This is a genomic window from Pseudarthrobacter chlorophenolicus A6, from assembly GCF_000022025.1.
GTDB lineage: Bacteria > Actinomycetota > Actinomycetes > Actinomycetales > Micrococcaceae > Arthrobacter > Arthrobacter chlorophenolicus.
The window spans coordinates 2670501-2696199 of sequence record NC_011886.1; the positions used below are offsets into that span (position 1 = coordinate 2670501).

At 64.9% G+C, this 25699-nt stretch carries 24 protein-coding genes, 1 other RNA gene and 1 riboswitch; of the genes, 16 read left to right on the forward strand and 9 right to left on the reverse strand.

All coding sequences use genetic code 11. The features are described from left to right. The first annotated feature begins 221 nt into the window (after positions 1–221). The 5 genes from ACHL_RS12020 (at position 222) to ACHL_RS24930 (ending at position 6493) form a co-directional block, all read left to right on the forward strand. Positions 222–4022: a multifunctional oxoglutarate decarboxylase/oxoglutarate dehydrogenase thiamine pyrophosphate-binding subunit/dihydrolipoyllysine-residue succinyltransferase subunit gene (locus ACHL_RS12020; protein WP_015937556.1), complete on the forward strand. Its 3801-nt coding sequence runs from the start codon at positions 222–224 to the stop codon at positions 4020–4022. 149 nt (positions 4023–4171) lie between these two features. Continuing rightward, complete coding sequence (locus ACHL_RS12025; RefSeq protein ID WP_015937557.1) at positions 4172–4771, forward strand: GDSL-type esterase/lipase family protein; 600 nt, start codon at positions 4172–4174, stop codon at positions 4769–4771. An 83-nt stretch (positions 4772–4854) separates the two neighbouring features. After that, the gene (locus ACHL_RS12030) at positions 4855–5682 is read left to right on the forward strand and encodes a DUF4097 family beta strand repeat-containing protein (protein WP_015937558.1); all 828 of its coding nucleotides are present in this window, start codon (positions 4855–4857) and stop codon (positions 5680–5682) included. Next, on the forward strand, positions 5682–6296 hold the full coding sequence (locus ACHL_RS12035) for a PadR family transcriptional regulator (RefSeq protein WP_015937559.1): 615 nt from the start codon (positions 5682–5684) through the stop codon (positions 6294–6296). The genes ACHL_RS12030 and ACHL_RS12035 overlap by 1 nt, the downstream gene beginning before the upstream one ends. Positions 6297–6418: 122 nt before the next feature. Beyond that, complete coding sequence (locus ACHL_RS24930) at positions 6419–6493, forward strand: 50S ribosomal protein bL37 (RefSeq protein WP_369299106.1); 75 nt, start codon at positions 6419–6421, stop codon at positions 6491–6493. 78 nt (positions 6494–6571) lie between these two features. Here the strand turns inward: ACHL_RS24930 and rsrA are convergent, their stop codons facing one another. After that, positions 6572–6832: a mycothiol system anti-sigma-R factor gene (gene rsrA / locus ACHL_RS12040; protein ID WP_015937560.1), complete on the reverse strand. Its 261-nt coding sequence runs from the start codon at positions 6830–6832 to the stop codon at positions 6572–6574. Next, positions 6829–7590 (reverse strand): sigma-70 family RNA polymerase sigma factor, encoded by a 762-nt coding sequence (locus ACHL_RS12045; RefSeq protein WP_085931258.1) that lies wholly within the window; start codon positions 7588–7590, stop codon positions 6829–6831. The genes rsrA and ACHL_RS12045 overlap by 4 nt, the downstream gene beginning before the upstream one ends. A gap of 305 nt (positions 7591–7895) precedes the next feature. Here ACHL_RS12045 and ACHL_RS12050 point away from each other — a divergent pair, with 305 nt between their 5' ends. The 10 genes from ACHL_RS12050 (at position 7896) to ACHL_RS12095 (ending at position 16456) form a co-directional block, all read left to right on the forward strand. Continuing rightward, positions 7896–8444, forward strand: coding sequence for a DoxX family protein (locus tag ACHL_RS12050; RefSeq protein ID WP_015937562.1), 549 nt, complete (start codon positions 7896–7898; stop codon positions 8442–8444). Between the two features lie 5 nt (positions 8445–8449). Further along, positions 8450–9877 carry a 3-phosphoshikimate 1-carboxyvinyltransferase gene (gene aroA / locus ACHL_RS12055; RefSeq protein WP_015937563.1) on the forward strand — a complete coding sequence of 476 codons (1428 nt, stop codon included), beginning with the start codon at positions 8450–8452 and terminating at the stop codon, positions 9875–9877. Continuing rightward, complete coding sequence (gene rsgA, locus ACHL_RS12060; RefSeq protein ID WP_015937564.1) at positions 9861–10976, forward strand: ribosome small subunit-dependent GTPase A; 1116 nt, start codon at positions 9861–9863, stop codon at positions 10974–10976. The genes aroA and rsgA overlap by 17 nt, the downstream gene beginning before the upstream one ends. Before the next feature lie 61 nt (positions 10977–11037). Then, complete coding sequence (hisN, locus tag ACHL_RS12065) at positions 11038–11850, forward strand: histidinol-phosphatase (RefSeq protein ID WP_015937565.1); 813 nt, start codon at positions 11038–11040, stop codon at positions 11848–11850. 161 nt (positions 11851–12011) lie between these two features. Then, positions 12012–12125, forward strand: a riboswitch (SAM riboswitch). A 39-nt stretch (positions 12126–12164) separates the two neighbouring features. Further along, positions 12165–13583 (forward strand): aminotransferase class V-fold PLP-dependent enzyme, encoded by a 1419-nt coding sequence (locus tag ACHL_RS12070; protein ID WP_015937566.1) that lies wholly within the window; start codon positions 12165–12167, stop codon positions 13581–13583. Between the two features lie 78 nt (positions 13584–13661). Further along, on the forward strand, positions 13662–14420 hold the full coding sequence (locus ACHL_RS12075) for a class I SAM-dependent methyltransferase (RefSeq protein ID WP_015937567.1): 759 nt from the start codon (positions 13662–13664) through the stop codon (positions 14418–14420). Positions 14421–14465: 45 nt separating this feature from the next. Continuing rightward, complete coding sequence (locus tag ACHL_RS12080) at positions 14466–15179, forward strand: metal-dependent transcriptional regulator (protein WP_015937568.1); 714 nt, start codon at positions 14466–14468, stop codon at positions 15177–15179. Between the two features lie 15 nt (positions 15180–15194). Beyond that, positions 15195–15629 (forward strand): fluoride efflux transporter FluC, encoded by a 435-nt coding sequence (locus tag ACHL_RS12085; RefSeq protein WP_015937569.1) that lies wholly within the window; start codon positions 15195–15197, stop codon positions 15627–15629. Next, positions 15626–16027: a fluoride efflux transporter FluC gene (locus ACHL_RS12090; RefSeq protein WP_015937570.1), complete on the forward strand. Its 402-nt coding sequence runs from the start codon at positions 15626–15628 to the stop codon at positions 16025–16027. The genes ACHL_RS12085 and ACHL_RS12090 overlap by 4 nt, the downstream gene beginning before the upstream one ends. Positions 16028–16078: 51 nt before the next feature. Continuing rightward, positions 16079–16456, forward strand: a complete 378-nt coding sequence (locus ACHL_RS12095) for a hypothetical protein (RefSeq protein WP_015937571.1) — start codon at positions 16079–16081, stop codon at positions 16454–16456. 14 nt (positions 16457–16470) lie between these two features. Here the strand turns inward: ACHL_RS12095 and ACHL_RS12100 are convergent, their stop codons facing one another. After that, positions 16471–17454, reverse strand: a complete 984-nt coding sequence (locus ACHL_RS12100) for a S1C family serine protease (RefSeq protein WP_015937572.1) — start codon at positions 17452–17454, stop codon at positions 16471–16473. A gap of 397 nt (positions 17455–17851) precedes the next feature. On the opposite strand from ACHL_RS12100, the gene ACHL_RS12105 reads away from it, so the two are divergent. Further along, positions 17852–20002 (forward strand): acyltransferase family protein, encoded by a 2151-nt coding sequence (locus ACHL_RS12105; protein WP_015937573.1) that lies wholly within the window; start codon positions 17852–17854, stop codon positions 20000–20002. 184 nt (positions 20003–20186) lie between these two features. Here ACHL_RS12105 and ssrA read toward each other — a convergent pair. The 6 genes from ssrA to prfB all read right to left on the reverse strand — a co-directional run bounded on the left by ssrA (position 20187) and on the right by prfB (position 25665). Next, positions 20187–20555: a transfer-messenger RNA gene (ssrA, locus tag ACHL_RS23810) on the reverse strand. 100 nt (positions 20556–20655) lie between these two features. Further along, positions 20656–21132 carry an SsrA-binding protein SmpB gene (gene smpB, locus ACHL_RS12110; protein ID WP_015937574.1) on the reverse strand — a complete coding sequence of 159 codons (477 nt, stop codon included), beginning with the start codon at positions 21130–21132 and terminating at the stop codon, positions 20656–20658. An 82-nt stretch (positions 21133–21214) separates the two neighbouring features. Beyond that, positions 21215–22639: a M23 family metallopeptidase gene (locus ACHL_RS12115; RefSeq protein WP_015937575.1), complete on the reverse strand. Its 1425-nt coding sequence runs from the start codon at positions 22637–22639 to the stop codon at positions 21215–21217. 27 nt (positions 22640–22666) lie between these two features. Beyond that, positions 22667–23581 (reverse strand): permease-like cell division protein FtsX, encoded by a 915-nt coding sequence (gene ftsX, locus ACHL_RS12120; RefSeq protein WP_015937576.1) that lies wholly within the window; start codon positions 23579–23581, stop codon positions 22667–22669. Next, positions 23578–24366 carry a cell division ATP-binding protein FtsE gene (gene ftsE, locus ACHL_RS12125; protein WP_015937577.1) on the reverse strand — a complete coding sequence of 263 codons (789 nt, stop codon included), beginning with the start codon at positions 24364–24366 and terminating at the stop codon, positions 23578–23580. The genes ftsX and ftsE overlap by 4 nt, the downstream gene beginning before the upstream one ends. 183 nt (positions 24367–24549) lie before the next feature. After that, positions 24550–25665 (reverse strand): peptide chain release factor 2, encoded by a 1116-nt coding sequence (gene prfB, locus ACHL_RS12130; protein ID WP_015937578.1) that lies wholly within the window; start codon positions 25663–25665, stop codon positions 24550–24552. Positions 25666–25699 lie beyond the last annotated feature (34 nt).

The window sequence follows — 25699 nt, forward strand, 5'->3', positions numbered from 1 at the left end:
CCATACCCGGGGAGGCCGTCCGGGGTCTCTTCCAGCCGCCATAATCAACGGTCCGAACGTCACTTCATGATTTGGGTCACCCTTATTGGCAGATACCACATTGGGGTTACTAGACTTGCAGAGGTCTGGGTTCAGAGGACTCAGGGAAACCGGTCCGTCAGAGTGCTGTAGCACCGTATGGCCGGCAGAGAAATCAAACTCATGGAAGAGGCGTATTTCAAGTGCCAGAGCAGCCAAGCCACCGTCTACCAGAGGAATTTGGCGGGAACGAGTGGCTCGTTGATGAACTGTACGAGCAGTATCAGCAGGACAAGAACGCTGTGGATGCCAAGTGGTGGCCGCTGTTTGAATCGTTCGACTCAGGCAGCAGTTCTTCTTCCAACGGACACTCGGCGAATGCCGCAGCGAACCCTCCCACAACCAAGATGCCTATCGTGAACGCGGCACCTGCAGCACCGGCACAGTCGCCGGCCGCCGCGCCGCCTGCGCCCGCAGCAGCACCGGCGGCAGCACCCTCAGCACCGGCACCTGCGAAGAAGGCGCCTGCCACGGAAGCGCGCGACGGCGGCAGGAAGCCCGCCGCCGGAGCCCAGCCCATTCCGGCCCAGCTGCCGAAGAACGTCAAGGCACCCACCGCTCCGGAAGAGGACGTCGTCTCCGTCCTCCGCGGACCGGCCAAGGCCATCGCCACCAACATGGTCACCAGCCTCGAAGTTCCCACCGCCACCAGCGTGCGCGCCATCCCGGCGAAGCTGCTGATCGACAACCGCGTGGTCATCAACTCGAACCTTGCCCGTGCCCGCGGCGGCAAGGTCTCCTTCACGCACCTCATCGGCTACGCCGTGATCCGCGCCCTGTCCCAGTTCCCGTCCATGAACGTGTACTACGACGAGGTGGACGGCAAGCCCGTCGCAGTCCAGCCGGCGCACGTCAACTTCGGCATCGCCATCGACATGCCCAAGCCTGACGGCACCCGGCTGCTGATGGTCCCCAACATCAAGAAGGCCGAAACCCTCAACTTCGCCGAGTTCTGGCACACCTATGAGGACCTGATCAAGCGTGCCCGCAACGGCAAGCTCACGGCCGATGACCACCAGGGCACCACTGTGTCCCTGACGAACCCGGGCGGCATCGGCACCGTGCACTCGGTCCCGCGCCTTTCCAAGGGCCAGGCCGCCATCATCGGCGTCGGCGCCCTCGACTACCCCGCCGAGTTCCAGGGTGCCAGCGAAAAGATCATCGCCCAGAACGCCATCAGCAAGGTCCTCACCCTGACCTCGACGTACGACCACCGCGTCATCCAGGGCGCCGGCAGCGGCGAGTTCCTCAAGCTGGTCCACCAGCTGCTGCTGGGTGCGCAGAACTTCTACGACGAGATCTTCGAAGCACTCCGCATCCCCTACGAGCCCGTACGGTGGAGCCCCGACCTGCAGGTCGATCCGGCCGACGAGATCAACAAGGTTGCCCGGATCCAGCAGCTGATCCACTCCTTCCGCGTGCGCGGCCACCTGATGGCCGACACCGATCCGCTGGAGTACGTGCAGCGCAAGCACCCCGACCTCGACGTCCTGACCTACGGCCTGACCCTGTGGGACCTGGACCGGGAGTGGCCCACGGGCGGTTTCGGCGGCAAGCCGATGCTGAAGTTCCGCGACATCCTGGGTGTCCTCCGCGACGCCTACTGCCGCACCACCGGCATCGAATACATGCACATCCAGGAGCCGGAAGAACGCAAGTGGTTCCAGGACCAGCTCGAGCACCCCTACTCGAAGCCCAGCCGTGAAGAGCAGCTCCGGATTGTGTCCCGGCTCAACGCCGCAGAGGCCTTCGAGACCTTCCTGCAGACCAAGTTCGTCGGGCAGAAGCGCTTCTCCCTCGAAGGGGGCGAATCACTGATTCCGCTGCTCGACGCCGTGATCTCGGAAGCGGCCGACGACGGCCTTGACGAGGTTGCCATCGGCATGGCCCACCGCGGCCGCCTCAACGTCCTGACCAACATTGCCGGCAAGACCTACGCCCAGGTGTTCCGCGAATTTGAAGGTACCCAGGACCCCCGCTCCGTGCAGGGCTCGGGCGACGTCAAGTACCACCTCGGCACCGAGGGGACCTTCACGTCGGAAAACGGCAACGAGACCAAGGTCTACCTGGCCGCGAACCCGTCCCACCTTGAAGCCGTGGACTCCGTCCTCGAAGGCATCGTGCGCGCCAAGCAGGACCGCCTGGATCAGGGCGAGGCTTTCCCCGTCCTGCCCATCATGGTTCACGGTGACGCTGCGTTCGCCGGCCAGGGCGTTGTCGCCGAGACGCTGAACCTGTCGCAGCTCCGCGGCTACCGCACCGGCGGCACTATCCACGTGGTGGTCAACAACCAGGTCGGGTTCACCACCGCGCCGTCGTCATCGCGTTCGTCCACCTACTCCACGGACGTCGCCAAGATGATCCAGGCACCGGTGTTCCACGTCAACGGCGACGACCCCGAGGCCGTGGTCCGCATCGGCCAGCTCGCTTACGAGTTCCGCCAGCGCTTCCACAAGGACGTTGTCATCGACATGGTGTGCTACCGCCGCCGCGGGCACAACGAAGGCGACGACCCTTCGATGACCCAGCCGATGATGTACAACCTGATCGAAGCCAAGCGCTCCGTCCGCAAGCTGTACACCGAGGCCCTCATCGGCCGCGGCGACATCACCGAGGAAGAAGCAGAGCAGCTGCTCCGCGACTACCAGGAACGGCTGGAACGCGTCTTCGCAGAGACCCACGCAGCGCAGACGTCCCCGATTCCGATCGTCACCGCTGACTCTGCGGCGGTCTCGGACATCGAGCGGCCCATCGCCCAGCAGTCCGATTTCGGCACGAACGCACCGGCCAACACCGCGATCTCTGCGGACACCCTGGCCCGCATCGGCAAGGCACACGTCGAGATCCCCGACGGCTTCACGGTGCACGCCAAGCTGAAGCAGCTGCTGGAGAAGCGCGAGCAGATGTCCCGCGAAGGCGGCATCGACTGGGGCTTCGGCGAAATCGCAGCTTTCGGCTCCCTGATCATGGAAGGCGTCCCCGTCCGGCTGGCCGGCCAGGACTCCCGCCGCGGCACCTTCGTTCAGCGCCACGCCGTGTTCCACGACCGCGCCAACGGCAACGAATGGCTGCCCCTGGGCAACCTGTCCGATGACCAGGCCAAGCTGTGGATCTACGATTCACTGCTCTCCGAATACGCGGCCATGGGCTTCGAATACGGCTACTCGGTGGAGCGTCCGGATGCACTGGTCCTCTGGGAGGCGCAGTTCGGCGACTTCGTCAACGGCGCGCAGACCATCATCGACGAGTTCATCTCATCGGCAGAGCAGAAGTGGGGCCAGCGCTCATCGCTGGTGCTCATGCTGCCGCACGGCTACGAGGGCCAGGGGCCGGACCACTCGTCCGCCCGCATTGAGCGTTTCCTCCAGATGTGCGCCGAGCAGAACATGATCGTGGCCAACCCCACCACCGCCGCATCGCACTTCCACCTGCTGCGCCGCCAGGCGTACAGCCGGCCGCGGAAGCCGCTGATCATCTTCACCCCCAAGCAGCTCCTGCGCCTGAAGGCCGCCGCGTCCTCCGTCGAGGACTTCACCACCGGTACCTTCCGTCCTGTGATCGCCGAGCACGAGCACCTGGATGCGAACGCCGTCGAACGCGTCCTCCTGGTGTCCGGCCGCCTGTACTACGATCTTCTGTCCACCCGGCAGAAGACCGGCGACAAGACCACCGCCATTGTCCGCGTGGAGCAGCTGTACCCGCTGCCCAGCGATGACATTGCGGCCGAGCTTGCCAAGTACCCGAACGCCGAGGTTGTCTGGGCCCAGGACGAGCCCGCAAACCAAGGTCCGTGGCCGTTCATCGGCCTGAACCTGCCGGATGCCCTTGACCGCAGGGTCCGCCTGGTCTCCCGGCCCGCGTCGGCCTCGACGGCAGCCGGCTCCATGAAGCGGCACGCTGCAGAGCAGGACGTTCTCCTGAAGCAGGCATTTGCACGGAAGTAGGCAGCAGGCTGCCCGGCCGGAGTCGAAATACCAGACTCCGGCCGGGCAGTTCTGTTTAATGGATGGACAGCGCCCTTTGCGCGCCGGTTGCAGCTCCAGGCTGCGGGCGGCCCGCACCGGCCGGTCAGTACGAACGTAAAGAGGATCGTGTGGAAGACAGGAAGCTGCGCATTGCAGCTGTAGGAGACGAACTGCTGGCCGGACTGGGAGACCCCCGCGCGCTGGGTTGGCTGGGCCGTGTCCTTGCCCGGACGCCACAGGACGGCATGATGCTGGAAAGCTATGCCCTGCCCTGCCCCCAGGAAGGCACCGAAGGGCTCGCTTCCCGCTGGCTGGGTGAGGCCGGGCGGCGTTTCAGCGACCAGGCGGAGAACCGGCTGGTCATCGGACTGTCCGGCCGCGACATCGAGTTCGGCCTGTCCACGGCGCGAAGCCGGCTTAACCTGGCCAACATTCTCGATTCCGCATCGCAGAACCGGATCGAGGTTTTCGTGGTGGGCCCGCCGCCCACCCTGGATCCGGCCCAAAACCGCCGCCTTGATGAGCTGAACACTGCCTTCGCCGATGTCACCACCCGCCGGAAGCACCTGTACGTGGACACCTTCTCCCCCTTGCTGAACCATGAACAGTGGCGCCAGGACCTCGCCGCCAACGGCGGAACTCCCGGGCAGGCGGGCTACGGGCTCATGGCCTGGCTGGTCCTTCACCGCGGTTGGTTCCAGTGGCTGGGCATCAACGCTCCCGAGTAGCCTGCTTTCGCGATATATCTTGACCGGCCTCCGCCTCCGGCGTACGGTGGAGGCAACCGCGATATATCGTCTTTGGAGGGGCAATGCCTGAGCAGAGCTGGACAGTCACCAGTCCACAAACCATTGATATCGACGCCCTGACATCGCTGAAGCTGGGCATGGTCAGCGGCAGGTTCGATGTTGTGACCCATGAGGAGCCGGTAACCCGCATCGAGATCTCCCAGGTCGAGGGGGATCCCGTCGCCGTATCCGTCGTGGACGGCAGGCTTGAAATCCGCCACCAGCTGCACGGCCCCCAAGGCTGGTTCAAGAACCTGATGGGCACCGTCAGCCATAACAGCGACAATTCCGCGGTCATCAGCATCGCAGTCCCGGAGAACGTCGAAGTTGAGGCAGGCACTGTCAGCGGTGACGGGCTGGTGGCCGGCATCTCCGGACACACCAGGCTGAACACCGTCTCGGGATCAGTCATGGCGGACGGTACGGCCGGCGAGCTACATGTCAATACCGTCAGTGGAGATGTCACTGCCCGGAGCCACTCCGGGGTGTTTACTGCGAAGAGCGTTTCCGGTGAGGTCACCGTCTCCGGCACCCTCAGCCACGTCCGGGCCAACACGGTCAGCGGGGACCTCAGTTTCGACCTGCAGGGCTTCACTGAGGACTTTGGTTCCAACTCGGTGTCCGGTAACCTGACCATCCGGCTGCCGCACGACGTCGGCGTGGACATCGTTGCCAAATCGGCCAGTGGCGCGGTGGTCATCAACGACCACCGCTACGTTCAGGTGGGCGGCAAGGTGGAGACGATCGCCGGGCCGGACCGCCAACTGATGCTGGTCCGGACAAATTCGATCTCCGGCACCACGTCCATCTTCCACGGGGCGGAGCGCGGTAACGCGGAAGCAGGGCTCTGATGCCCCCCGTATTCGCACACGGCGCCCTCCGCCTCTATCTCCTGGCGCTCCTTGAGTCCGGGCCGAAACACGGCTACGAGCTCATCAAAGCGCTGAAGGACAGGTTTGGCGGCACCTACTCCCCCAGCGCGGGCACCATCTACCCGCGCCTGGGCAAACTTGAGGAGGAAGGGCTGGTGTCCACCGAAACCGCCGGCAGGAGGACCAATTACCACATCACCGCGTCCGGCCTTGCCGAGCTGAACAGCCGCCGCGACGAACTGGCCGGGGTCGAGAACGAGATTTCAGCCTCCGTGCGCCGGCTGGCGGACAGCCTCCGGGAAGACATCCGAAGCAACATGCGCGGCCTCCGCGCGGACCTCGCAGCCACGGCAGAGGCCGCCCGTGCCTCCGCCACCGCTGCTGAGTTCCGGGGCAGGGGTGGACGGACGACGGCCGAGGGAACCCGGGCCCTGAAGGAAGCGGAGATGATGCTGCAGGCGTTCCGCGACGACCTCCGGCGGGAGCTGCGGCTCAAGGCCGGCAAGGAGCCCCTGAGTCCCGTGGCCCTGGAGACGGTCCGCACTGTCCTGGAGCAAGCCAGGATCGCTGTCCTCAACTCCCTGGCACGCTAGCAGCGGCTGCGGCGGCCTGATCCCGCTGCAGGTCATGAGGCGGTGGCCGGTTCGCGGCGGGTCTGATCATGTGGGAGACTGGAGGGCAGCTCTTTTGAGTACCGAAAGTAAGGAGGCCAGCTATGAGCAAGCGTGCACGCAAGCGTCGTGACCGTAAGCGTGGCGGCGCGAACCACGGGAAGCGCCCCAACACCTAGGCAACAGCCAGGTACCACGGTTCAAGTGAAAGACCCCGGACGCCAAACGGCTTCCGGGGTCTTTCACTGTCTAACTTGCTAGGCGTCCACGGGCCTGATGGCGTGGATGCGGTCCAGGATGGCGTTCTTGAGGTTGTCCGGGGCCGCTTCGGTGCAGGAGCGCTTCACCATGTTCCGGATGACGCACTCAAGGTCGTACTGCTCCGTGCATTCCGGGCACTCGTCGAGGTGGGTCTTGATCTCCGTGATGTCCTCACGGGTCAGTGCACCATCAAGGTACTCATAGATGCGTTGCATCCGGGTGTCGTCGCAATCGCCCAATCCCTGGCAGTCGCTCATTTCCTGCTCTCCTGTTGTTTGGTGTCGGCCGCGGCCTGCGATTCCACGCCCGTCTTGAATCCGCGCTCTGCGGCGTATTCCGCGAGCATGTCCCGCAACATCTTCCGGCCGCGGTGCAGCCGGGACATCACCGTTCCGATGGGGGTGTTCATGATGTCGGAAATTTCCTTGTAGGCGAACCCCTCAACATCCGCGAAGTACACGGCAAGCCGGAACTCCTCGGGAATGGCCTGGAGCGCGCGCTTGACGTCGGAGTCCGGAAGGTGGTCCAACGCCTCTGCCTCGGCGGAACGAAGTCCGCTTGAGGTGTGCGACTCGGCCCGTGCCAACTGCCAGTCCTCGATGGTGTCCGAGTTGGACTGCAGGGGCTCGCGCTGCCGCTTGCGGTACAGGTTGATGTAGGTGTTCGTCAGAATCCGGTACAGCCAGGCTTTCAGGTTTGTTCCCGGCTTGTACTGGTGGAAGGCCGAAAACGCTTTGGTGTAGGCCTCCTGCACCAGATCCTCGGCGTCAGACGGGTTCCGGGCCATCCGCATGGCGGCCGAGTACAGCTGGTCGACGTATTGCATGGCATCGCGCTCAAAACGGAGCCTGCGTTCCTCCACCGATTCGGTGGCGACGTCCAGACCGTTGCCGCCCGAATCGCCGGCGGGTACTTCCCGGGTTTCCCCGGCGGCCGGCTCCGCAGCGTTTCCGCCCTTAGCTTCAGCGCTGGACGCTTCATACATGGCCGAAACGGCCGGATCCAAGGTACTCATTGCCTTCAAGTCTACTGTCAGGCTCCCCGGCCCCACGCTGCCGTATTCCGGCAGCGCATCCGATACCAGGTCCAGCGCCACCGGCCCTGGAGCACCAACTCCGTCCAACACCCTCGCCAAGGCCCAACTCCACTCTCTGTCCGGTGTCCCATTTTGCTGCTTGTTGCGGCTTGCTTTCGGGCCCAGCACCGTCTGCGGACCCAAGAGCCATAACCGCCGGCCTTGGGCAAATATTCCCTAAAAGTGCAAGACTAGAACGGACTTATGCCGCTGCCGATGCGGTTCGTCCAGCCAGGAGGAAATCCATGTCCTTTGTCCGCACGCTCGCCCGCCCCATGCTGGCTTCCAGCTTCGTCATCGCAGGATTGGACAAGCTCAAGAACGCAGATGACACTGCCCAGCAGCTGTCCCCCCTGCTCCGCAAGGCGGCGGCCTCCCTGCCTTTCCAAACGGACGAGAAGACACTTGCCCGGGTAATCGGAGGAACCCAGGTAGGCGCGGGAGTGCTTTTTGGACTGGGCAAGTTCTCCCGGCTTTCCGCCACCGTGCTCACGGTGGTCTCGCTGCTCAACACGTTTGTTGAATGGCGCAGCGCGGACATCAGCAGCAAGGAGGGCCGCGAAGCCCGCCGGGGCCAGCTGCTCAAGAACCTGTCGCTCAGTGGCGGCGCACTGCTGGCTTCCGTTGACACCGCAGGCAGGCCGGGACTGGCGTGGCGCGCGGAGCATTTGGCAGCCGACGCCCGCAAGGGTGCCGCCCACCTCGCCGCGGATGCGCGCAAGACCACGAACAAGAAGCTGACCAAGGCCGACAAGGCCGTGCGCCGCGCCGTGGAGCAGGCTACGGGGGCCTAAAAGACATGATCGCTGCAGCCGCTGCCCGGAACGATTCCGGAACGACTGTCCCCCACTGGCCGGCACCCTACGCGGACCGTCCCGTAGACGCCACCGTCACGGTTCCCGGCTCGAAGTCCCTGACCAACAGGTATCTTGTCCTGGCTGCCCTGGCCGACGGACCGTCGCGGTTGCGTGCACCCCTGCATTCCCGGGATTCGGTTTTGATGATCGAGGCACTGCGCCAGTTGGGTGCCACGATTACCGAGGTACCCGGGGATGGTGCCTTCGGCCCCGACCTTGAGGTAGTTCCGCTGCAGCACCGTGGCGGTGAAGGGCAGGAGGACGCAGCGGGCACCGCGGTGCACATCGACTGCGGCCTTGCCGGCACCGTCATGCGTTTCGTTCCACCGCTCGCTGCCCTGCGCGGCGGTCCCAGCACGTTCGACGGCGACCCGCACGCGCGGAAGCGCCCCATGGGGACGATCATCGAGGCACTGAAAGCCCTCGGTGTTGGTGTGTCAGCGGAAGATGGCGGCACACCCGCGTCGCTGCCATTCGTCGTCGAAGGAACCGGAGAAGTCCGCGGCGGCCATCTGGTCATTGACGCCAGCGCGTCTTCGCAGTTCGTCTCCGCCCTCCTGCTGGTCGGTGCACGGTTTACCGAAGGGCTGCACCTGGAGCACGTCGGCAAGCCCGTGCCAAGCCTCGACCACATCAACATGACGGTGGCTGTGCTCCGCGGCGCCGGTGTGCAGGTGGACGATTCCGTGCCCAACCACTGGGTTGTATCTCCGGGACCCATCCGCGCCTTTGACCAGCAGATCGAACAGGATCTCTCGAACGCAGGCCCGTTCCTGGCTGCCGCGCTGGCATCCGGTGGAACCGTAAGGATCCCGGGCTGGCCGGAGCAGACGCAGCAGGTAGGCGACCTGTGGCGCAGCATCCTGGCCCGGATGGGCGCAGAAGTGTCACTGCTGGACGGGGTGTTGACGGTCCGGGGCGGTACTGAAATCAAGGGAGCGGATTTCGCCGATACCAGTGAACTGGCACCCACGGTGGCCGCGCTCTGTGCCCTGGCCACCGGTCCCTCCCGCCTCAGCGGCATCGCCCACCTCCGGGGTCATGAAACGGACAGGCTCGCCGCACTGGTCACTGAGATCAACCGCCTGGGCGGCGACGCGGAAGAAACCAGCGACGGCCTGGTCATCCGCCCGGCAAAGCTGCATGCCGGCGTCGTGCACAGCTACGCCGACCACCGCATGGCCACTGCCGGGGCAATCCTCGGCCTCGCCGTCGAGGGTGTCCAGGTGGAGGACATCGCGACGACGGCCAAAACCATGCCGGACTTCCCGCGGTTGTGGACGGGCATGCTTGCACAGCAGGGTACGGACCGGGCGATGCAAGGCTCCGAAAACGGAGCGGGAGGTTCCGCCGGTGCCGCGGAGGACTGACTCCTGGGACGAATCCGACGTCCGGATCCGGCCCAATAAAAAGGGCACCCGGCCGCGCACGAAAGACCGCCCCAGCCACGACGACGCCGTAACAGGCCGCATCATCACCGTCGACCGCGGACGCTACACCGCCGTCGTTGGCGAAGACTCCGGCGATGAGCGGACCGTCATTGCCGCGCGGGCGCGGGAGCTGCGCCGGAACCCGGTGGTTGCCGGCGATTTCGTCTCCCTGGTGGGAGACGTGTCCGGGGACCCCAACACCCTGGCGAGGCTCGTCAAAATCCAGGACCGCACCACTCTCCTGCGCCGCAGCGCAGACGACACTGACCCTGTGGAACGTGCGGTCGTGGCCAACGCCGACCAGCTGGTGGTAGTAGTGGCGGCAGCCAACCCCGAGCCCCGCACCGGATTCATTGACCGCGCCCTGGTGGCAGCGTACGACGCCGGCATCGAGCCGATCCTGTTGGTCACCAAGGCGGATGTGAAGGATCCCGGCGAGTTACTGTCCAACTACACGCACCTTGACCTCCCGGTCATCATCAGCCGGACTGCCGACCTGAAGGCGTCAGGCATCGATGCACGCTCGGATGACGGATTGTCGGCCCGGCTGGACAGTGACGCTGTTGCCGCACTCAGGGCACACCTGGGCGGCAAGGTCACCGTGATGCTGGGGCATTCCGGCGTGGGCAAATCCACCATGGTGAACGCCCTGACCGGCGCGGAACGGGCCACCGGCGGCGTGAACGCGGTGACCGGACGGGGACGGCACACGTCCTCATCGGCACTTGCCCTGCGGCTGGCCGACGCACCACCCGGCAGCTGGATCATCGATACCCCGGGCATCCGGTCGTTTGGTCTTGCCCACGTGGATCCTGACCGGATCCTGAGGTCTTTCCCGGATCTTTCACCGGGCACTGATGATTGCGAACGCGGCTGCAAGCACACCGCCACTGCCGTCAACTGCGGGCTCGACGCCTGGGTGGAGGACGGACACGCCGGACCCACCGGCGAAGCACGCCTGGCTTCGCTCCGCCGGCTCCTGGGCGCCGATCCCAGGATGGAAGCCCAGGAGGCCAAGGAGCTCGGCAGCATCAGCTGACAGCGCCAACCGGCACGGCCCACCTCCCGGCAGAACGGGCGCCAGACGGTAGTTTGGAACCATGATCCAACCCGCTTCGACCTATAACGACGACCTGCGCCTGGCCCATGTCCTAGCCGATTCCGTGGATGACCAGACCATGAGCCGCTTCAAGGCGCAGGACCTCCATGTGGAGACCAAGCCCGACCTCACGCCGGTCACCGATGCGGACAAAGCCGCCGAGGAAGCCATCCGCGGGCAGCTTTCGCGCTCCCGGCCACGCGACGCTGTGCTGGGTGAGGAGTTCGGCAGTACCGGCCATGGCTCCCGGCGGTGGATCATCGATCCCATCGACGGCACCAAGAACTTCGTCCGCGGTGTTCCCGTCTGGGCCACTCTCATCGCCCTGGTTGATGAGGGCGAGCCGGTGGTTGGCGTCGTCAGCGCACCCGCCCTGGGTAAGCGGTGGTGGGCCGCCAAAGGCATGGGGGCCTACATGGGCCGTTCCCTCGCATCGGCCACCCGGCTCCGGGTCTCGGACGTATCCACGCTGTCCGACGCTTCGCTGTCCTATTCCAGCCTGGGTGGCTGGAAGGAACGCGGCAACCTCGATGACTTCCTGGGCCTGACCGAGGACGTCTGGCGCACACGCGCCTACGGAGATTTCTGGTCCTACTGCATGGTGGCCGAAGGCTCGGTGGACATCGCCTGCGAGCCCGAGCTGAACCTTTACGACATGGCCGCCCTCGTGCCCATTGTGGTGGAAGCCGGCGGCCGCTTCACTTCCCTCGAAGGCGAGGACGGGCCGTTCGGCGGGAACGCCCTGGCCACCAACTCCATCCTCCACACCGAAGTGCTGCATCGCCTGAACCCTGGGCTGGACGACCTCCTTTAGGCCGGCCTCTTTCCGAACAATCGACCGCGGGCGCCTCCGAAAGGGGGCGCCCGCCGTCGTAATCTTCGAAGAAAGTGCCCATTCCGGGCCGCACGTAACAAATCCCTTAACAATCCTCCCGGCTTCAGACCGGGCCGCCGGATGTTCTATGGTTTTATCCAGGTCACGAGTGCCAGCGCTAAACCCCGGTTTGCTGGCCGGCAACCCTCCATTCGCGGTGGGGTGCCCCGGGTGACGACCAGGCCGGTCCGGAGCGGATGCGGCAAGCGCGGATTCCAGCACAGCATGGAGTCCTGTCCTGAAGTGAGGCCTCCTTGAGCACTGCCGTCGACTCCCCCATTACCGCCATCGCCGCCGAAAGCGTTTCGGACGAGTACGTGGCTGCCGCCGGACGTCCGCTCGCAGCGGTTACCGGCGCTGAAATCCTGGCCCCGTTGATTTCCGGCGGCCCTGTCCGGTACGCCAACCTTGACTACGGGGCCTCCGCCCCTGCGCTGACTGTGGTGTCGGCCTACCTCAACGAGATCCTGCCGTTCTACGCCAGCGTCCACCGCGGCGCGGGCTATGCCTCACAGATCAGCACTTCCGTTTACGAGAACGCACGCAACATCGTCCGGGAATTCGTGGGCGGCCGCCCCGACGATTCCGTCATCTTCACCAGGAACACCACCGATTCCCTGAATCTGCTGGCCGGTTGCCTCCCCGGCGCGGACGGCAAATCCGCCGGTGACGTCCTCTACCTGGACATCGAACACCACGCCAACCTGCTGCCGTGGCAGGGTGTCCCCCACCGGAGCATCGTTGCCGCCGACACGATCGCCGGGACCATCGATTCGGTGCGCGCCGAACTTGAGCAGGGCGGCGTCAGCCTGCTGGCCGTGACGGGTGCTTCCAACGTCACCGGCGAAATCCTCCCCATCCGGGAGCTTGCCGCCCTTGCCCACCGGCACGGTGCGCGCATCGTGGTGGACGCGGCCCAGCTGGCGCCGCACCGCCGCGTCGATATCAGCGCCGACGACGTCGATTACCTGGCCTTCTCCGGACACAAGCTCTACGCACCGTTCGGTGCCGGCGTCCTGGTGGGCCGCCCGGACTGGCTCGACGCAGGAACCCCGCACCTCGCCGGTGGGGGCGCCGTTAAGGAAGCAAGGCTCGACGGCGTCAGCTGGGCCACCGGCCCGGCCCGCCACGAGGGCGGCTCCCCCAACGTGCTGGGCGCGGCAACCTTGGCGCGGGCAACGCAGGTTATCGCGAGCCTGGACCAGGACCGCTGGCACGCCCACGAGTCTGCCATCCGTTCCTACCTGGTGGAAGGCCTGCAGGCGATCGACGGCGTCACGGTGCACCAGATCTTCAAGGACACCGATCCTGACAGGGACACCATCGGAGTGGTGAACTTCTCCGTGGCGGGATACGACGCCGGCCTCGTGGCCGCGTACCTGTCTGCCGAACACGGCGTGGGGCTCCGTGATGGCCGCTTCTGCGCCCACCCGCTGCTGAAGCGCCTGGGCCTGCCGTCGGGGTCCTTGCGGGCAAGCTTTGGCGTCGGCTCCCGGCTGGAAGATGCGCAGCGGCTCCTCGCAGGCATTGAAAAGCTCCGCCGGGACGGGCTGGGCTGGGACTACGTGGTGGATGCCGGCCGATGGGTGCCCGCCAACGACACCCGGACCTATCCCCACTGGGCACCGAACACCCCGGGAACTGCCGGCGCAGCTCCCTGCATCGACGACTGACGGCCGGGAGCCCGCACCCCGGTGCATGCGGTAAATTCGGACGGTACCCGCAGGGAATCAGTTTGAAGGAGGCCGTACGTGGTTCGGGGTGGGCCCAAGCTCGATCACGGGCGTCGCCGTGAGCTCGGCCAGAGCTTCCAGGACGGCGGCAAGCACTATGACAAGGTCCGTCCGGGGTATCCGGCGGAATCGGCACGGTGGCTGGTGCCCGCAGGCGCCCGGGATGCGCTCGACGTCGGTGCCGGGACGGGCAAATTCACCGACCTGCTGCTGGCGCTGGGATTGTCCGTAACCGCCGTCGATCCGTCCGCGGACATGCTGGCGCAGCTGTCCGCCCAATACCCGGCCGCTGCCGCCCTGCGCGGCACCGCCGAGGCCACCGGCCTCGATGACGCAAGTTTCGACGTCGTCAGCGTTGCCCAGGCCTGGCACTGGTGCGACGCCCTCGCGGCCAGTACGGAACTGGCCAGGGTCCTACGCCCGCACGGAACGCTGGGACTGGTGTGGAACCAGCTGGACACCTCGGTGCCGTGGGTGCATCGGCTTTCGCGCATCATGCATGCCGGGGACGTCTACAAACCCGGCCAGCGGCCGCTGGTGGGCCCCGAGTTCGAGGGCCTCGAAGGGCATGTGACCCGTTGGCAGGAAAGTGTCACCCCGGCCGACCTGATGGAACTGGCCAAATCCCGGAGCTACTACCTGCGGGCCAACGAACAGACCAGGGCCAAAGTCCTGGCGAACCTCGAATGGTACCTCCATGAGCATCTGGGGCACGCCGAGGGTGAAGAACTCAGCCTTCCCTACCTGACGTTGTCCTGGCGCGCTGTCCGGGCGTGACACGCGCATCCCGGCCGCATGCCGCCACCGGGTAGGCTTGAACGTGTGAAGACCAGCGCGCCCTCCTCCTCCATCGAGGACTACGTCAAGGTGGTCTATTCGTTCACGGAATGGCAGGACAAGCCCATCACGTCCTCGCAGCTGGCACAGCGCCTGGGAGTGGCAAACTCGTCAGTTTCGGAGATGGTCCGCAAGCTGAAAGACCAGGGGCTGGTGGACCACAAACCCTACAGCGCCATCACCCTCACGGACGCAGGGCTCCGGCTTGCACTCTCCATGGTGCGCCGCCACCGGCTCATCGAGACATACCTTGTCCAGCAGCTCGGTTACAGCTGGGATGAAGTCCACGACGAAGCCGAACTGCTGGAGCACGCTGTCTCAGACACCTTCATTGAGCGGGTGTCAGCCCAGCTGGGCCACCCGGACCGGGACCCGCATGGTGATCCCATTCCCACGGCCGACGGCAAGGTACACATGCCCGTTGCCCGGCTCCTCGGCGAGCTCGACGAGGGCCACACCGGCCGGATCACCCGCATCAGCGACGACAACCCCGAGCTGCTGCGCTACCTTGCGGCCGAAGAAATCGACCTTGATTCCGAAGTTCAAATCCTGGGCCGTCGCCCCTTCGGCGGTGCCTTGATCGTGCGGATCAGCAATGCCGGCCGGACCAGGGAATTCGATCTCGCGGATGAGGTCACCTCCGCGCTGTGGGTGCACACCAGCCGCCCCCATGAGGGTTGCATCCTGGCGGAGTCCTGACATGCGCAGGGCCTTATGAAGGAGTCGTGGATTCCGACGGGCCGTGCCTGGCTGGCGGTTGCCGCCGGCGGCCTCATTGGTTCTGAACTCCGGTACGGGCTGGGCCTGGCCTTCCCAGAACCCGCCGGGTCGGTGCCCTGGACAACGCTCTGGATCAACGTCGTCGGCAGTTTCGTCCTGGCCGCCCTGACCACCACCTGGATGGCGCGGCCGCAGACCGCGTTCTGGCTCCGCGCCGGGCTGGGGCCGGGGGTGCTTGGCTCCTTCACGACGTTTTCGGCGGTGGTGTTTGCCGTGGACCAGCTGGCGCGCGACGGGCAGCACGCGGCGTGGATCGCCTACCTGGCGCTCTCCCTGCTGCTGGGCCTGCTCTCGGCCGCCCTGGGCTGGCGCCTGGGTAAGCTCACCGGGCGGTTGTCCGCACGGGGCGGCACCGGTAGCCCGCAGTGATCAGCGCCGTGTTGGTGGGAATTTTCGGTATCTCCGGTGCGCTCCTGAGGTTCGCCACGGACAGCTGGTTCGCCCACCACAGCTCCCAGCGCACCGTACGGCCGGGACTGTCGGAGGACCGTCTCCACTGGCCCTGGGCAACTCTGGTGGTCAACGTGGCAGGCTCCTTCGTCATCGGGATCTCCTACGGCCTCACGGCACAGTTGGGGCTGGGGCACGAATGGAGCATTGGCCTGGCGACGGGCTTTGCCGGCGGCCTGACAACTTTCAGTTCCTGGACCACTGCCACGGTGCGCCTGCTCGGCGAGGCACGGTTCGGGGCCGCAGCCATGAACATCGCCGTGAACCTGGTCCTGGGCCTCGGCGCCGCCGCCGCCGGGATTGCCTTGGTGTCCTGAGGACACCGCCCGGTCCGGGGCGGCTTTCCACGTTCACGTATTGTGGAGGTGATGATCAGCAGACGCGACGTGGCAATAGCCCTCGATATCCCCATGGAAATGGCCCAGCGCCACGGCCTCCCCAAGTTCATGTCCGAGGAGCAACTCGGCGCCCTGCTGGACAGCCCGCCGGCCTGGCTGGAACAATCCCGCGCCAACCGGACGGGCAAACGGCCGGTCTGGGTTCACCTCGTCTGCGCAGTGTGCGGTTATGAGGAAGCGGCACGGCCCAAGAAGTGGTGGCCGGACTTTACCTATGTGGTGTGCGACCATCACCGCCCGGACGAGGTGCCGCCGGCCCAGCCGGGATTCGTCCGCAGCGAGTTCGACGGCGTGGGCACCCGCTTCGTCGGCATCGCGGACGTGGAAGTGCCCGACGGCGGACGCTGACACGTCAGCAGGGCTCACCTGGGGTTGCTGGTCATTTCGTCAGGGACCGCCACGAGGTGGAGTTCCGCACCGTCACGGAGCACCGCCAGGTCCAGTGGCTGGCCGATGGCATCGGAGAACAGCAGCCGCTGCAGGCTTTCGGCGTTGCTGACCGCCTTCCCAGCGGCTGTCAGCACGATGTCCCCGGCAGCCAGGCCGGCCCGGTCTGCCGGAGAACCGGGCAGCACCTCAACTATGCGGAGGCCGTCCCGCTGGCCGCTCCGGATGACTGCGCTGGGATTGAGCCGGACCGGGGTACTGACGAGTCCCAGGTAGGCCCGCCGCACCCGGCCGTCCGAGAGCAGCGCCGAAATGATCCGCCGGGTGGTGGAGTTAATGGGGATTGCCAGGCCCAGCCCTGCCCCGGCCACGGCGGTGTTGATGCCCACGATCCTGCTGTGCGTATCGGCCAGGGCGCCGCCTGAGTTACCCGGGTTCAAGGCAGCATCCGTCTGGATGACGTCCTCGATCACCCTCCGGTTACCATCCGCCCAGACGGGAATGGCGCGGCCCAGGCCACTGACTACTCCCGCCGTTACAGAACCTGCAAGTCCCAAAGGGTTTCCGACGGCGACGACGAGTTGGCCGACACGGAGCGACTCCGCATCTCCCAGCTCGGCGGGCCGGACCCTGGGTCGGCGGCCATGGACTATTGCAAGGTCGGACAGCGGGTCTGCGCCCACCAGCTCCAACTCCATCCTGCTCCCATCGGCAAAGACAGCGTGCCCGTTCTTTGTTCCCGCCACGACATGGGAATTGGTGACGAGGTAGCCGTCTTCCGTGAATAGCACCGCTGAGCCCGCTCCAACGCGCATCCGGCCGTTGCGGCGGGTGGCTGACATCTCGATGGCGGCAACATGCGGCGTGACCTCCGCTGCCACGCGCATGACTGTGCGTGAATACGAGTCCAAGGGGCCGTCGTCGTACCTGTCCGAGGCCTGGTCCCGTACGCGCTCCATGACGCACCTCCCTGTCCTGGCACCACGCGTCTGTAGTGCGGGGGTGCCTACCGGATACAACCGGCGGCCGGGCAACGCTAGTCCCGGGCCTGCTACGCCTTCGGTGAACGCCTGGTCTTCGTGCCCCTTCTGTTGCCACCGCCTATCAGCCGCACGGCTGGCAGCCAGCCGCCCAGGCCGGCCAGCACCGATACCGCGTATGTGCGGTGCTAAAGTACCCGAGGGGATTTCCTCCACAACTTCACACCATGTGGGTTGTATTGGCTTCACCGCCGATGCGGCCTTTCTCGCTGTCCGGGCGTTGTTCCCGGCGGAAAGCACGCCTGCCCGCGAAAGCTGTGCCGGCACAGGACCCCGCTCCACGGTGAACCCACAGGTCGAATAACAAGGAGTAGGCGTGACCGGACAGGTCTTGTTCCGAACGCGGTCGGAACTGCGACGTAAAGAATCGGTCAACGCAACGCGCAAGGACATCCAGGCCCTTCGGGCCATTGCAGTCATGCTCGTGGTCCTCAACCATTTGTGGCCCGTTCGGCTTCCAGGCGGGTACGTCGGCGTCGATGTATTCTTCGTGATCTCGGGTTACCTGATCTCCAAGCACCTGCTCGGCGAACTGGAACGGTCAGACCGCATCAACCTTGGCCAGTTCTATGCCCGGCGGATCAGGCGGCTCCTCCCGGCGGCAACGCTAGTGGGCGTCGCTTCACTCCTGGCCGCGTGGGTGCTGCTTCCGTTCTCACGCTGGGTGGCCATTGCCCAGGAAACCATGGCCTCGGTGCTGTATGTCGAAAACTGGCTGCTGGCCGCCAAGTCCGTGGACTATTCAGCACACAACGAAGCCGCGTCCACTGTGCAGCACTATTGGTCGCTTTCCGTCGAAGAGCAGTTTTACCTGGTCTGGCCCCTCCTTATGCTCGGACTGTTTACGGCCGCGCTCAGGTTCCAGCTCCGCAGGCGGGCGTCACTTACCCTGGGGGTCGCCCTTGCCAGTGCCATCGCACTGGTCTTCTGCATCTGGTTTACGTACACCAACAAGAGCCCGGCCTACTTTGTCACACCGGCCCGCGTCTGGGAATTCGGCGCCGGGGCTCTGGTAGCGATCGGAGGTGCCCACGCCATGGGAGCCTTGCGCCTGCGGCTGCCCTCCCAAAACCTGGCCCTCGCCGGGACTGCACAGTGGCTGGGGTACGCCCTGATCGCCTTTTCAGCCCTGACCTTTAATGAGCAGACGTTTTTCCCCGGCTTCGCGGCCGCGGTTCCCGTCCTCGGCACGGTGCTGGTAATTGCGGCGGGTCCGAACAGCCCCGTCTGGTCGCCCAACCAACTCTTTGCCGCCAAACCGATCCAGTTCGTGGGCGATGTGTCCTACTCGCTCTACCTGTGGCACTGGCCGCTCATCGTCCTGGCGCCGGCCTTCCTGAGCCACCCGTTGGGTACTTTAGACAAAATCGGCATCCTGGCACTGGCCATTGGACTTTCCTACGCCTCCAAGAAACTTGTTGAAGACCCGGGCCGCACCAAACTCCTGAAGGGAACCAAACCGCTCCGCGTCGTGCTGGTCATGGCGGCCGCCATGGCCACCGTCTGTGCCTTGTGCGGGGGCCTCTTGCTGAGTTTCGGAAAGGCGCAGGAGGCAGAGACAGCCAAGTTGCAGAATCTTTCCGGGGACCCCTGCTACGGCGCCCGCAGCCTGGACCCGAAAAACAACTGCGGTGACCCCTTTGGCGCTGCACGGGTTGCCAACGTGGGGCCGAACGAGGCTCCTCGCTTTGACGCTCCCGAATGCCACCCTGCCGCCGACCCGATCGTCTTTGAGGACCAGAAACTTCTGACGGAATGCGATTTCACCGGTGGCGCACCGGCGTCCGCAACTGTTTGGCTGATCGGCGACTCGCATGCGGAGCAGTGGAAGAGCGCCCTGTATGAGCTTGCCAGGCTGCATAAGTGGAAGCTGAAGGAGTCCATGGTGGGTGGTTGTCCCTTCGTCGATGTGAAGCGGGTCGCATTCATGGGCGAACCCGCGGATGACGCACGCTCCCAGAAACGGTGCCTGGAGTGGAGCCAGAAGGTGACCGACAGGATCGTCCAGGAGAAACCCGGCATGGTTTTCGCTTCCTCCTTCGGAGCCGGCGAAACCATCGACGACGGCACTGGACGCCCCCAGTTGGAACAGTACGGCGATGCCGTGGCCAAGCGGTTCCTCGCCTGGACGGGTGCGGGCGCCAGGGTGTTCGTCTTCCGGGATCCCCCATTGACCCTGCGGCACAGCAGCCCGGACTGCGTGGCGCTCAACCAGCAACAGCCCATTAACTGCGCGAACACCCGCGCCGAGGCCTTGGTTCCGGACCCGATTGCGAGTGCGGCCGTCGGCATGGGCAAACCGTCGGTAAAGGTGCTCGATATGTCGGACCAGTTCTGCGACGACCAGACCTGCTACGCGGTCATCGGCGGGCTGCAGGTCTACGCCGATTTCGACCACGCCTCGCGGAGCTACATCCACTCGCTGATGCCCGTAGTGGCGCAAAGGTTCAACGAGGTGCGGCAGTAATCCTGCCTGCAGGGACCTGGGTAGCCGGGCCCTGGGTCTCACTGGTCCAGGGTCCGGCTTTTGCGGGGGCACCGGCCCGGTCAACGAGGGCAAGCCGGGCATAGAAAAACACCCCGGTCCGAAGACCGGGGTGCTTTTCAGAGACTCGACTCATCCATAAGGGATGTACCGAGCCACCGCGTGGGTGTGGAGATGGGGGGAATTGAACCCCCGTCCGATGTCGTGTTGTCAGGGCTTCTCCGGGCGCAGTTTGCGTCGGACTTTCTCGGCCCCAGCCATGCTGCAAACAGCTGGCTGATCCGGGCCCAGTCATCTAAGAGTCCCGTTTACCCCGATGACGGGGGCAAACAGCAGTGGCTATCTAAATGACGCCAGGATCCGGGGCAATAGCAACCTCGGGCTGACGGACTGTCTTACTGCTTAGGCAGCAAGAGCGAAGTCAGTGCGCTTAGATTCGGCACTTATTGGTTTGCAGACAGCGTTTACGAGATAATTCTGCATCCTCGGCCCGCTTCACCTGTCGCGACTAACATCGTCGAAACCGATCATCCCCGTATTTTGTTACCAATCAATTTTACCCAATCCCGCGGGCGTACCCGCCGGACTATTTATAGTAACGCATGTTGTGCCGGATTCATTCCGGGCACCACCGCTCAGCCGCGCCGCCTGTTGCGTTCCCGCATCTCGCGCTGGGCCTCGCGGTTGTCCTGTTGTTCGCGGAGTGTCTGGCGTTTGTCGTACTCACGCTTACCGCGGGCCACGCCGATTTCAACCTTCGCGCGGCCGTCCACAAAGTAGAGCTGAAGCGGCACGATGGTGTAGCCGGCTTCCTGGACCTTGCGGGAGATCTTGATGAGCTCTTCGCGGTGCAGGAGCAACTTGCGGCGCCGCCGGGCAGCGTGGTTTGTCCAGCTGCCCTGGTTGTACTCCGGAATGTGGATGGCTTCCATCCACAGTTCGTCGTTGTAGAAGGTGCAGAAGCCGTCCACCATGGACGCGTGCCCCTCGCGGAGGGATTTCACTTCGGTGCCCATCAGCGCGATGCCGGCCTCGTAGGTATCCAGCACGTGGTAATCATGCCGGGCCTTGCGGTTGGTGGCCACCACCTTACGGCCACTTTCTTTGGGCACGGAACAGCTCCTCAATCGAATCGAAATGTCCTCCGGCCGGGTCCCAGCGGAGTCATACCAGTGTACGGCAGGGCCGCACGCCCTAGAGCAGGCCCATCGGGTCGACGGCGGCGCCGTTCAGCCAGGTTTCGAAGTGGGCGTGGCAGCCGGTGGAGTTGCCCGTACTGCCGGAGTAAGCGATGAGCTGGCCCTGCGAAACCCGCTGCCCATTCGACACCACGATGCTGGAGTTGTGGTAGTAGATCGTGGTCAGCGAGTTGCCCTGCACCACTCCGTGGTCCAGCTTCACCCGCCAGCCGCCGCCGTCAGCTGAGTTCCAACCGGAGCTGAAGACCTCACCGGCCGCTGCGGCGTACACCGGGGTACCGCAGGCGGCACCGAAATCGATGCCGGTGTGGACATAGCCGCCCTGGCCGTAGAAATCGATGGTCCCCGGCGGGGTGGTGCGCCAACCAAAGCCGGACGTGATGGGAATGCTGCCGTCGAACGGATGGCGGAGGCCGAAGGCCGACGGCGATCCGGCAGCAGGCGGTACGTACGGCTGGACCGGCGGTGCGGGGCGGTTCGCTGCCGCGGCCGCCGCGGCAGCAGCGGCAGCAGCCGCTTCCGCCAGCCGGCGCTGCTCGGCTTCCCATGCCTCCCGCGCCCTGCGATCCCGCTCGGCGATCTCGTTGGCCACCTGGTTCTGGCTTGCCTGGACTCCGGCGAGCTGGGCCTGGATTCCCGGCTTGGCGGCCTGCAGCTCGGCGTCCAGGCGCGTCGTATCAGCGATCAGCTGGTCAACCTGGGCTTTCTTGGCTGCGGCTTCATCGCGGGCCGCCTTCTCACGCTCAAGGGCGGCGTCAGCCTTGGCCTTCAGATCCTTGATTTCCGCTTCCACGGCCTGCAGGCGCGCCTCGGAGTTGACGTTGGTGGCGTTTTGCTGGCTCAGCTTGTCCATGGCAGCGTTCTGGCTGCGCATGGCCTGGTCTGCCAAGTCCATGGTGTCGGTAAGGCTGCCGCCGTTGTTGGAACCGAAGAACAGCGACAGGTTGGACGGGACACCGCCGGACTTGTAGGCCTGCGTGGCGATCTGGCCGATCAGTTTCTTGGTGTCGGCGATCTTCTGCTTGTCCGTTTCCAGCTGCTGGGTGATTTTCGCCTTGTTCTGCTGGGCCATGTCAACGCGGGCGGACAGTGCCTCGACTTCCTTGACTGCGCTGGCAACGCGCCCCTGCGCTTCGAGCAGCGCCTGCTGGGCGCCGGGCAGCTGGCCCTGGTACAGGACCAGGTCGCCGGCGGCCTTGGCGATCCGCGAGTCAACAAACTCCAGGGACTGTTGGACGCGTTGCGCCTCTGCCTGGAGCGCGGCCTGCTTGTCCTCCAGCTCATCGGCGAATGCCGGTGCTGTGGAAGAGGCCAGCCCGGAAGCGAGTACGACGGCGAGTACCCCGCTCAGGAGCGCCGAGCGGCGCGCGGCGTGGCGCCTCGGTCGCAGGCGTGCGGGATTTTCTGACGTTACGTTCATCGGCATTCCTTGGTCGGTTTGCATAGCCTAAACGCGCAAATATCTGCGGAGGGTCAAGAGGGACGAAATTCCAGCCAAGGATCCGCCAAGGATTAACAGAGCGGGTACCAGTATCAGCGTCTGGCCCGAGGAGATGAACGCTGTGTCCGGATACTGCTTGGACATGTACTCGCCCAGGAAGAAGTGGGCCACGGCCCACAGCGTTGCCGAGGCAAGGGCTGCCCCGATCACCGCTGCTATGACGCCTTCGAGGATGAACGGCAGCTGGATGACTGTTTTCGATGCGCCCACGAGGCGCATGATCCCGGTTTCCCGCCGGCGGCTGAAGGCCGAGAGCCGGATGGTGGTGGCTATCAGCAGGATGGCACAGACGATCATGACGCCGGCGATACCCACCGCAACAAGGGACGCCCCGTTCATCACCGAGAAAAGCCGCTCCAGCAGCTGACGCTGGTCGATCACGGTTTCCACTCCGGGTTGTGAGCTGAAGGTTTCACTGATGATTTCGTACTTTTCCGGGTCCTTCATGTTGATCCGGAAGGATGCCGGCAACTGGTCCGGGGTGACGGAATCGACGATCGGTGAGTTCGAGAACTGGTCCTTGAAGTGCTTGTAGGCGTCTTCCTTGGACTCAAACTGGAAGTCGTTGATGTACTGGGCCACAGCCGGTGACTCGAGCAGGGTGTTGAGGCTGTCCTGCTGTTCCGGGGTGACCGAACCGCCTGCGCAGCCGGTGGCAGTCGAGCCGTCGCTGCAGAGGAAGACGGCGACCTGTACTTTGTCGTACCAGTAGCCCTTCATCTGGTTGATCTGCATCTGCAGCATGCCGGCTGCACCCACGAACGTCAGCGAGACGAACGTGACCAGGATGACTGAGACCACCATCGAAAGGTTGCGGCGCAGCCCGCTGCCGATTTCGGAAAGGATGAACGCCAGCCTCATCGCTGTGCCTCACCTTCGCTGCCGTCGTCCGCGGGGCGGGCATCGGGTTCGTCCCTGCCACTGGCGTCCTTGAGCCGGCGGGACTGCCCGATGACCGGAATCATCGAGGTGTAGAGTGCCTTGGCTTCGTCGCGGATCACCACGCCGTTCTTGAGCTCCACCACCCGTTTACGCATTTCGTTGACGATGTCGTCGTCGTGGGTGGCCATGACCACCGTGGTGCCATTCTGGTTGATCTTGTCCAGCACTCCCATGATGCCCATGGAGGTGGTGGGGTCCAGGTTTCCTGTCGGTTCGTCAGCGAGGAGGATGCCGGGGCGGTTTACGACTGCGCGGGCAATGGCGACGCGCTGCTGCTCGCCGCCGGAGAGCTCGTGGGGCATCCGGTGCTCCTTGCCTTCGAGCCCCACGGTCTTCAGGACCTCGGGGACGGTGTCGCGGATGACGCTGCGGCTCTTGCCGATGACCTGCATGGCGAAAGCCACGTTGGCGAAGACGTTCTTTTGGGGCAGGAGACGGAAGTCCTGGAACACGACGCCGATGCCGCGGCGGAGGCGGGGTACCCGCCAGCTTGAGATCTTCGCGACATTCTGGCCGGCAACGTAGACGGCTCCCGAGGTGGCGCGGTCCTCTTTGAGCACGAGCCGGAGGAACGTTGATTTTCCGGAGCCTGATGCTCCGACGAGGAAAGCAAATTCGCCGCGGTCTATCTCAAGGTTGATGGAGTCCAGCGCCGGCCGGGCTTTCTGGTCGTAGACCTTGGTGACATTTTCGAATCGGATCATGGCCCTAAGTACCCTGCAGGGCATGGCTGATTCGGAATGCAGCCCAGTTCTGCAGCCGGTGCACGGGTTTTCGTTGGGGGAAGTAGGGCCCCGGCCCCTCGACTATACGCAGGAATGACCGGCTAATACGCGGCTTTGGGGGCGTGTCGCGGTATGCCGGTCTGAGGCGGCGGTGTTCCGGTCCTACTTCTCAGCGTTGCGGTTGTCCGTGCGCCACCGGATCCCGGCGTCGATGAAGTCGTCGATCTCGCCGTCGAAAACTGCCGACGTGTTGCCCACCTCGTGTTCGGTGCGCAGATCCTTGACCATCTGGTACGGATTCAGGACGTATGAGCGCATCTGGTCTCCCCAGGATGCCTTGACGTCCCCGGCCAGGGCCTTCTTCTCAGCGTCTTCCTGTTCCTTCTTCAGCAGCAGAAGGCGGGACTGCAGGACGCGCATGGCAGCGGCCCGGTTCTGCAGCTGTGACTTTTCGTTCTGCATCGACACCACTACGCCGGTGGGGATATGCGTGAGCCGGACAGCAGAGTCCGTGGTGTTGACGGACTGGCCGCCCGGACCGGACGACCGGAAAACGTCCACCCGAATCTCGTTATCCGGGATGTCGATCGAGTCTGTCTGCTCGATCAGCGGGATGACCTCCACCGCGGCGAAGGACGTTTGGCGCCGCCCCTGGTTATCGAAGGGGCTGATCCGTACCAGCCGGTGGGTGCCGGCCTCAACGCTGAGGGTGCCGAACGCGTACGGGGCCTTGACCTCGAACGTGGCCGATTTGAGTCCGGCTTCCTCGGCGTATGACGTGTCCATGACGGTGGTGGGATACCCGTGGCGCTCTGCCCAGCGCAGATACATCCGCATCAGCATTTCCGCGAAGTCGGCGGCGTCCACGCCGCCGGCACCGGCACGGATCGAGACAACAGCCTCACGCTCGTCGTACTCGCCGGACAGGAGGGTGACCACCTCCAGGTTCTTCAGCGCTTTTTGGATCGACTCCAGCTCCGCGGCGGCCTCTCCCATGGAGTCGGCGTCACCTTCGTCCTGGCCGAGCTCCACCAGGACTTCAAGATCATCAATGCGCGATGCCAAGGTGGTCAGCCGCTCAAGCTCTGACTGCCGGTGTGAGAGCCGGGACGTGATTTTCTGGGCCGCGGCGGGGTCGTCCCACAGGTCCGGCTCCCCCGCGCGCTCACTGAGTTCGGCGATGTCTTCCCTCAGCGCCTCCATATCGGTAACCCGTTCAATGGACTCGTAGGTGGCGCGGAGGGCGCGGATTTCAGCGGAAAAATCAATATTGGCCATGGTCGTTTAAGCCTACGCTATCCCGCGAAAGGGA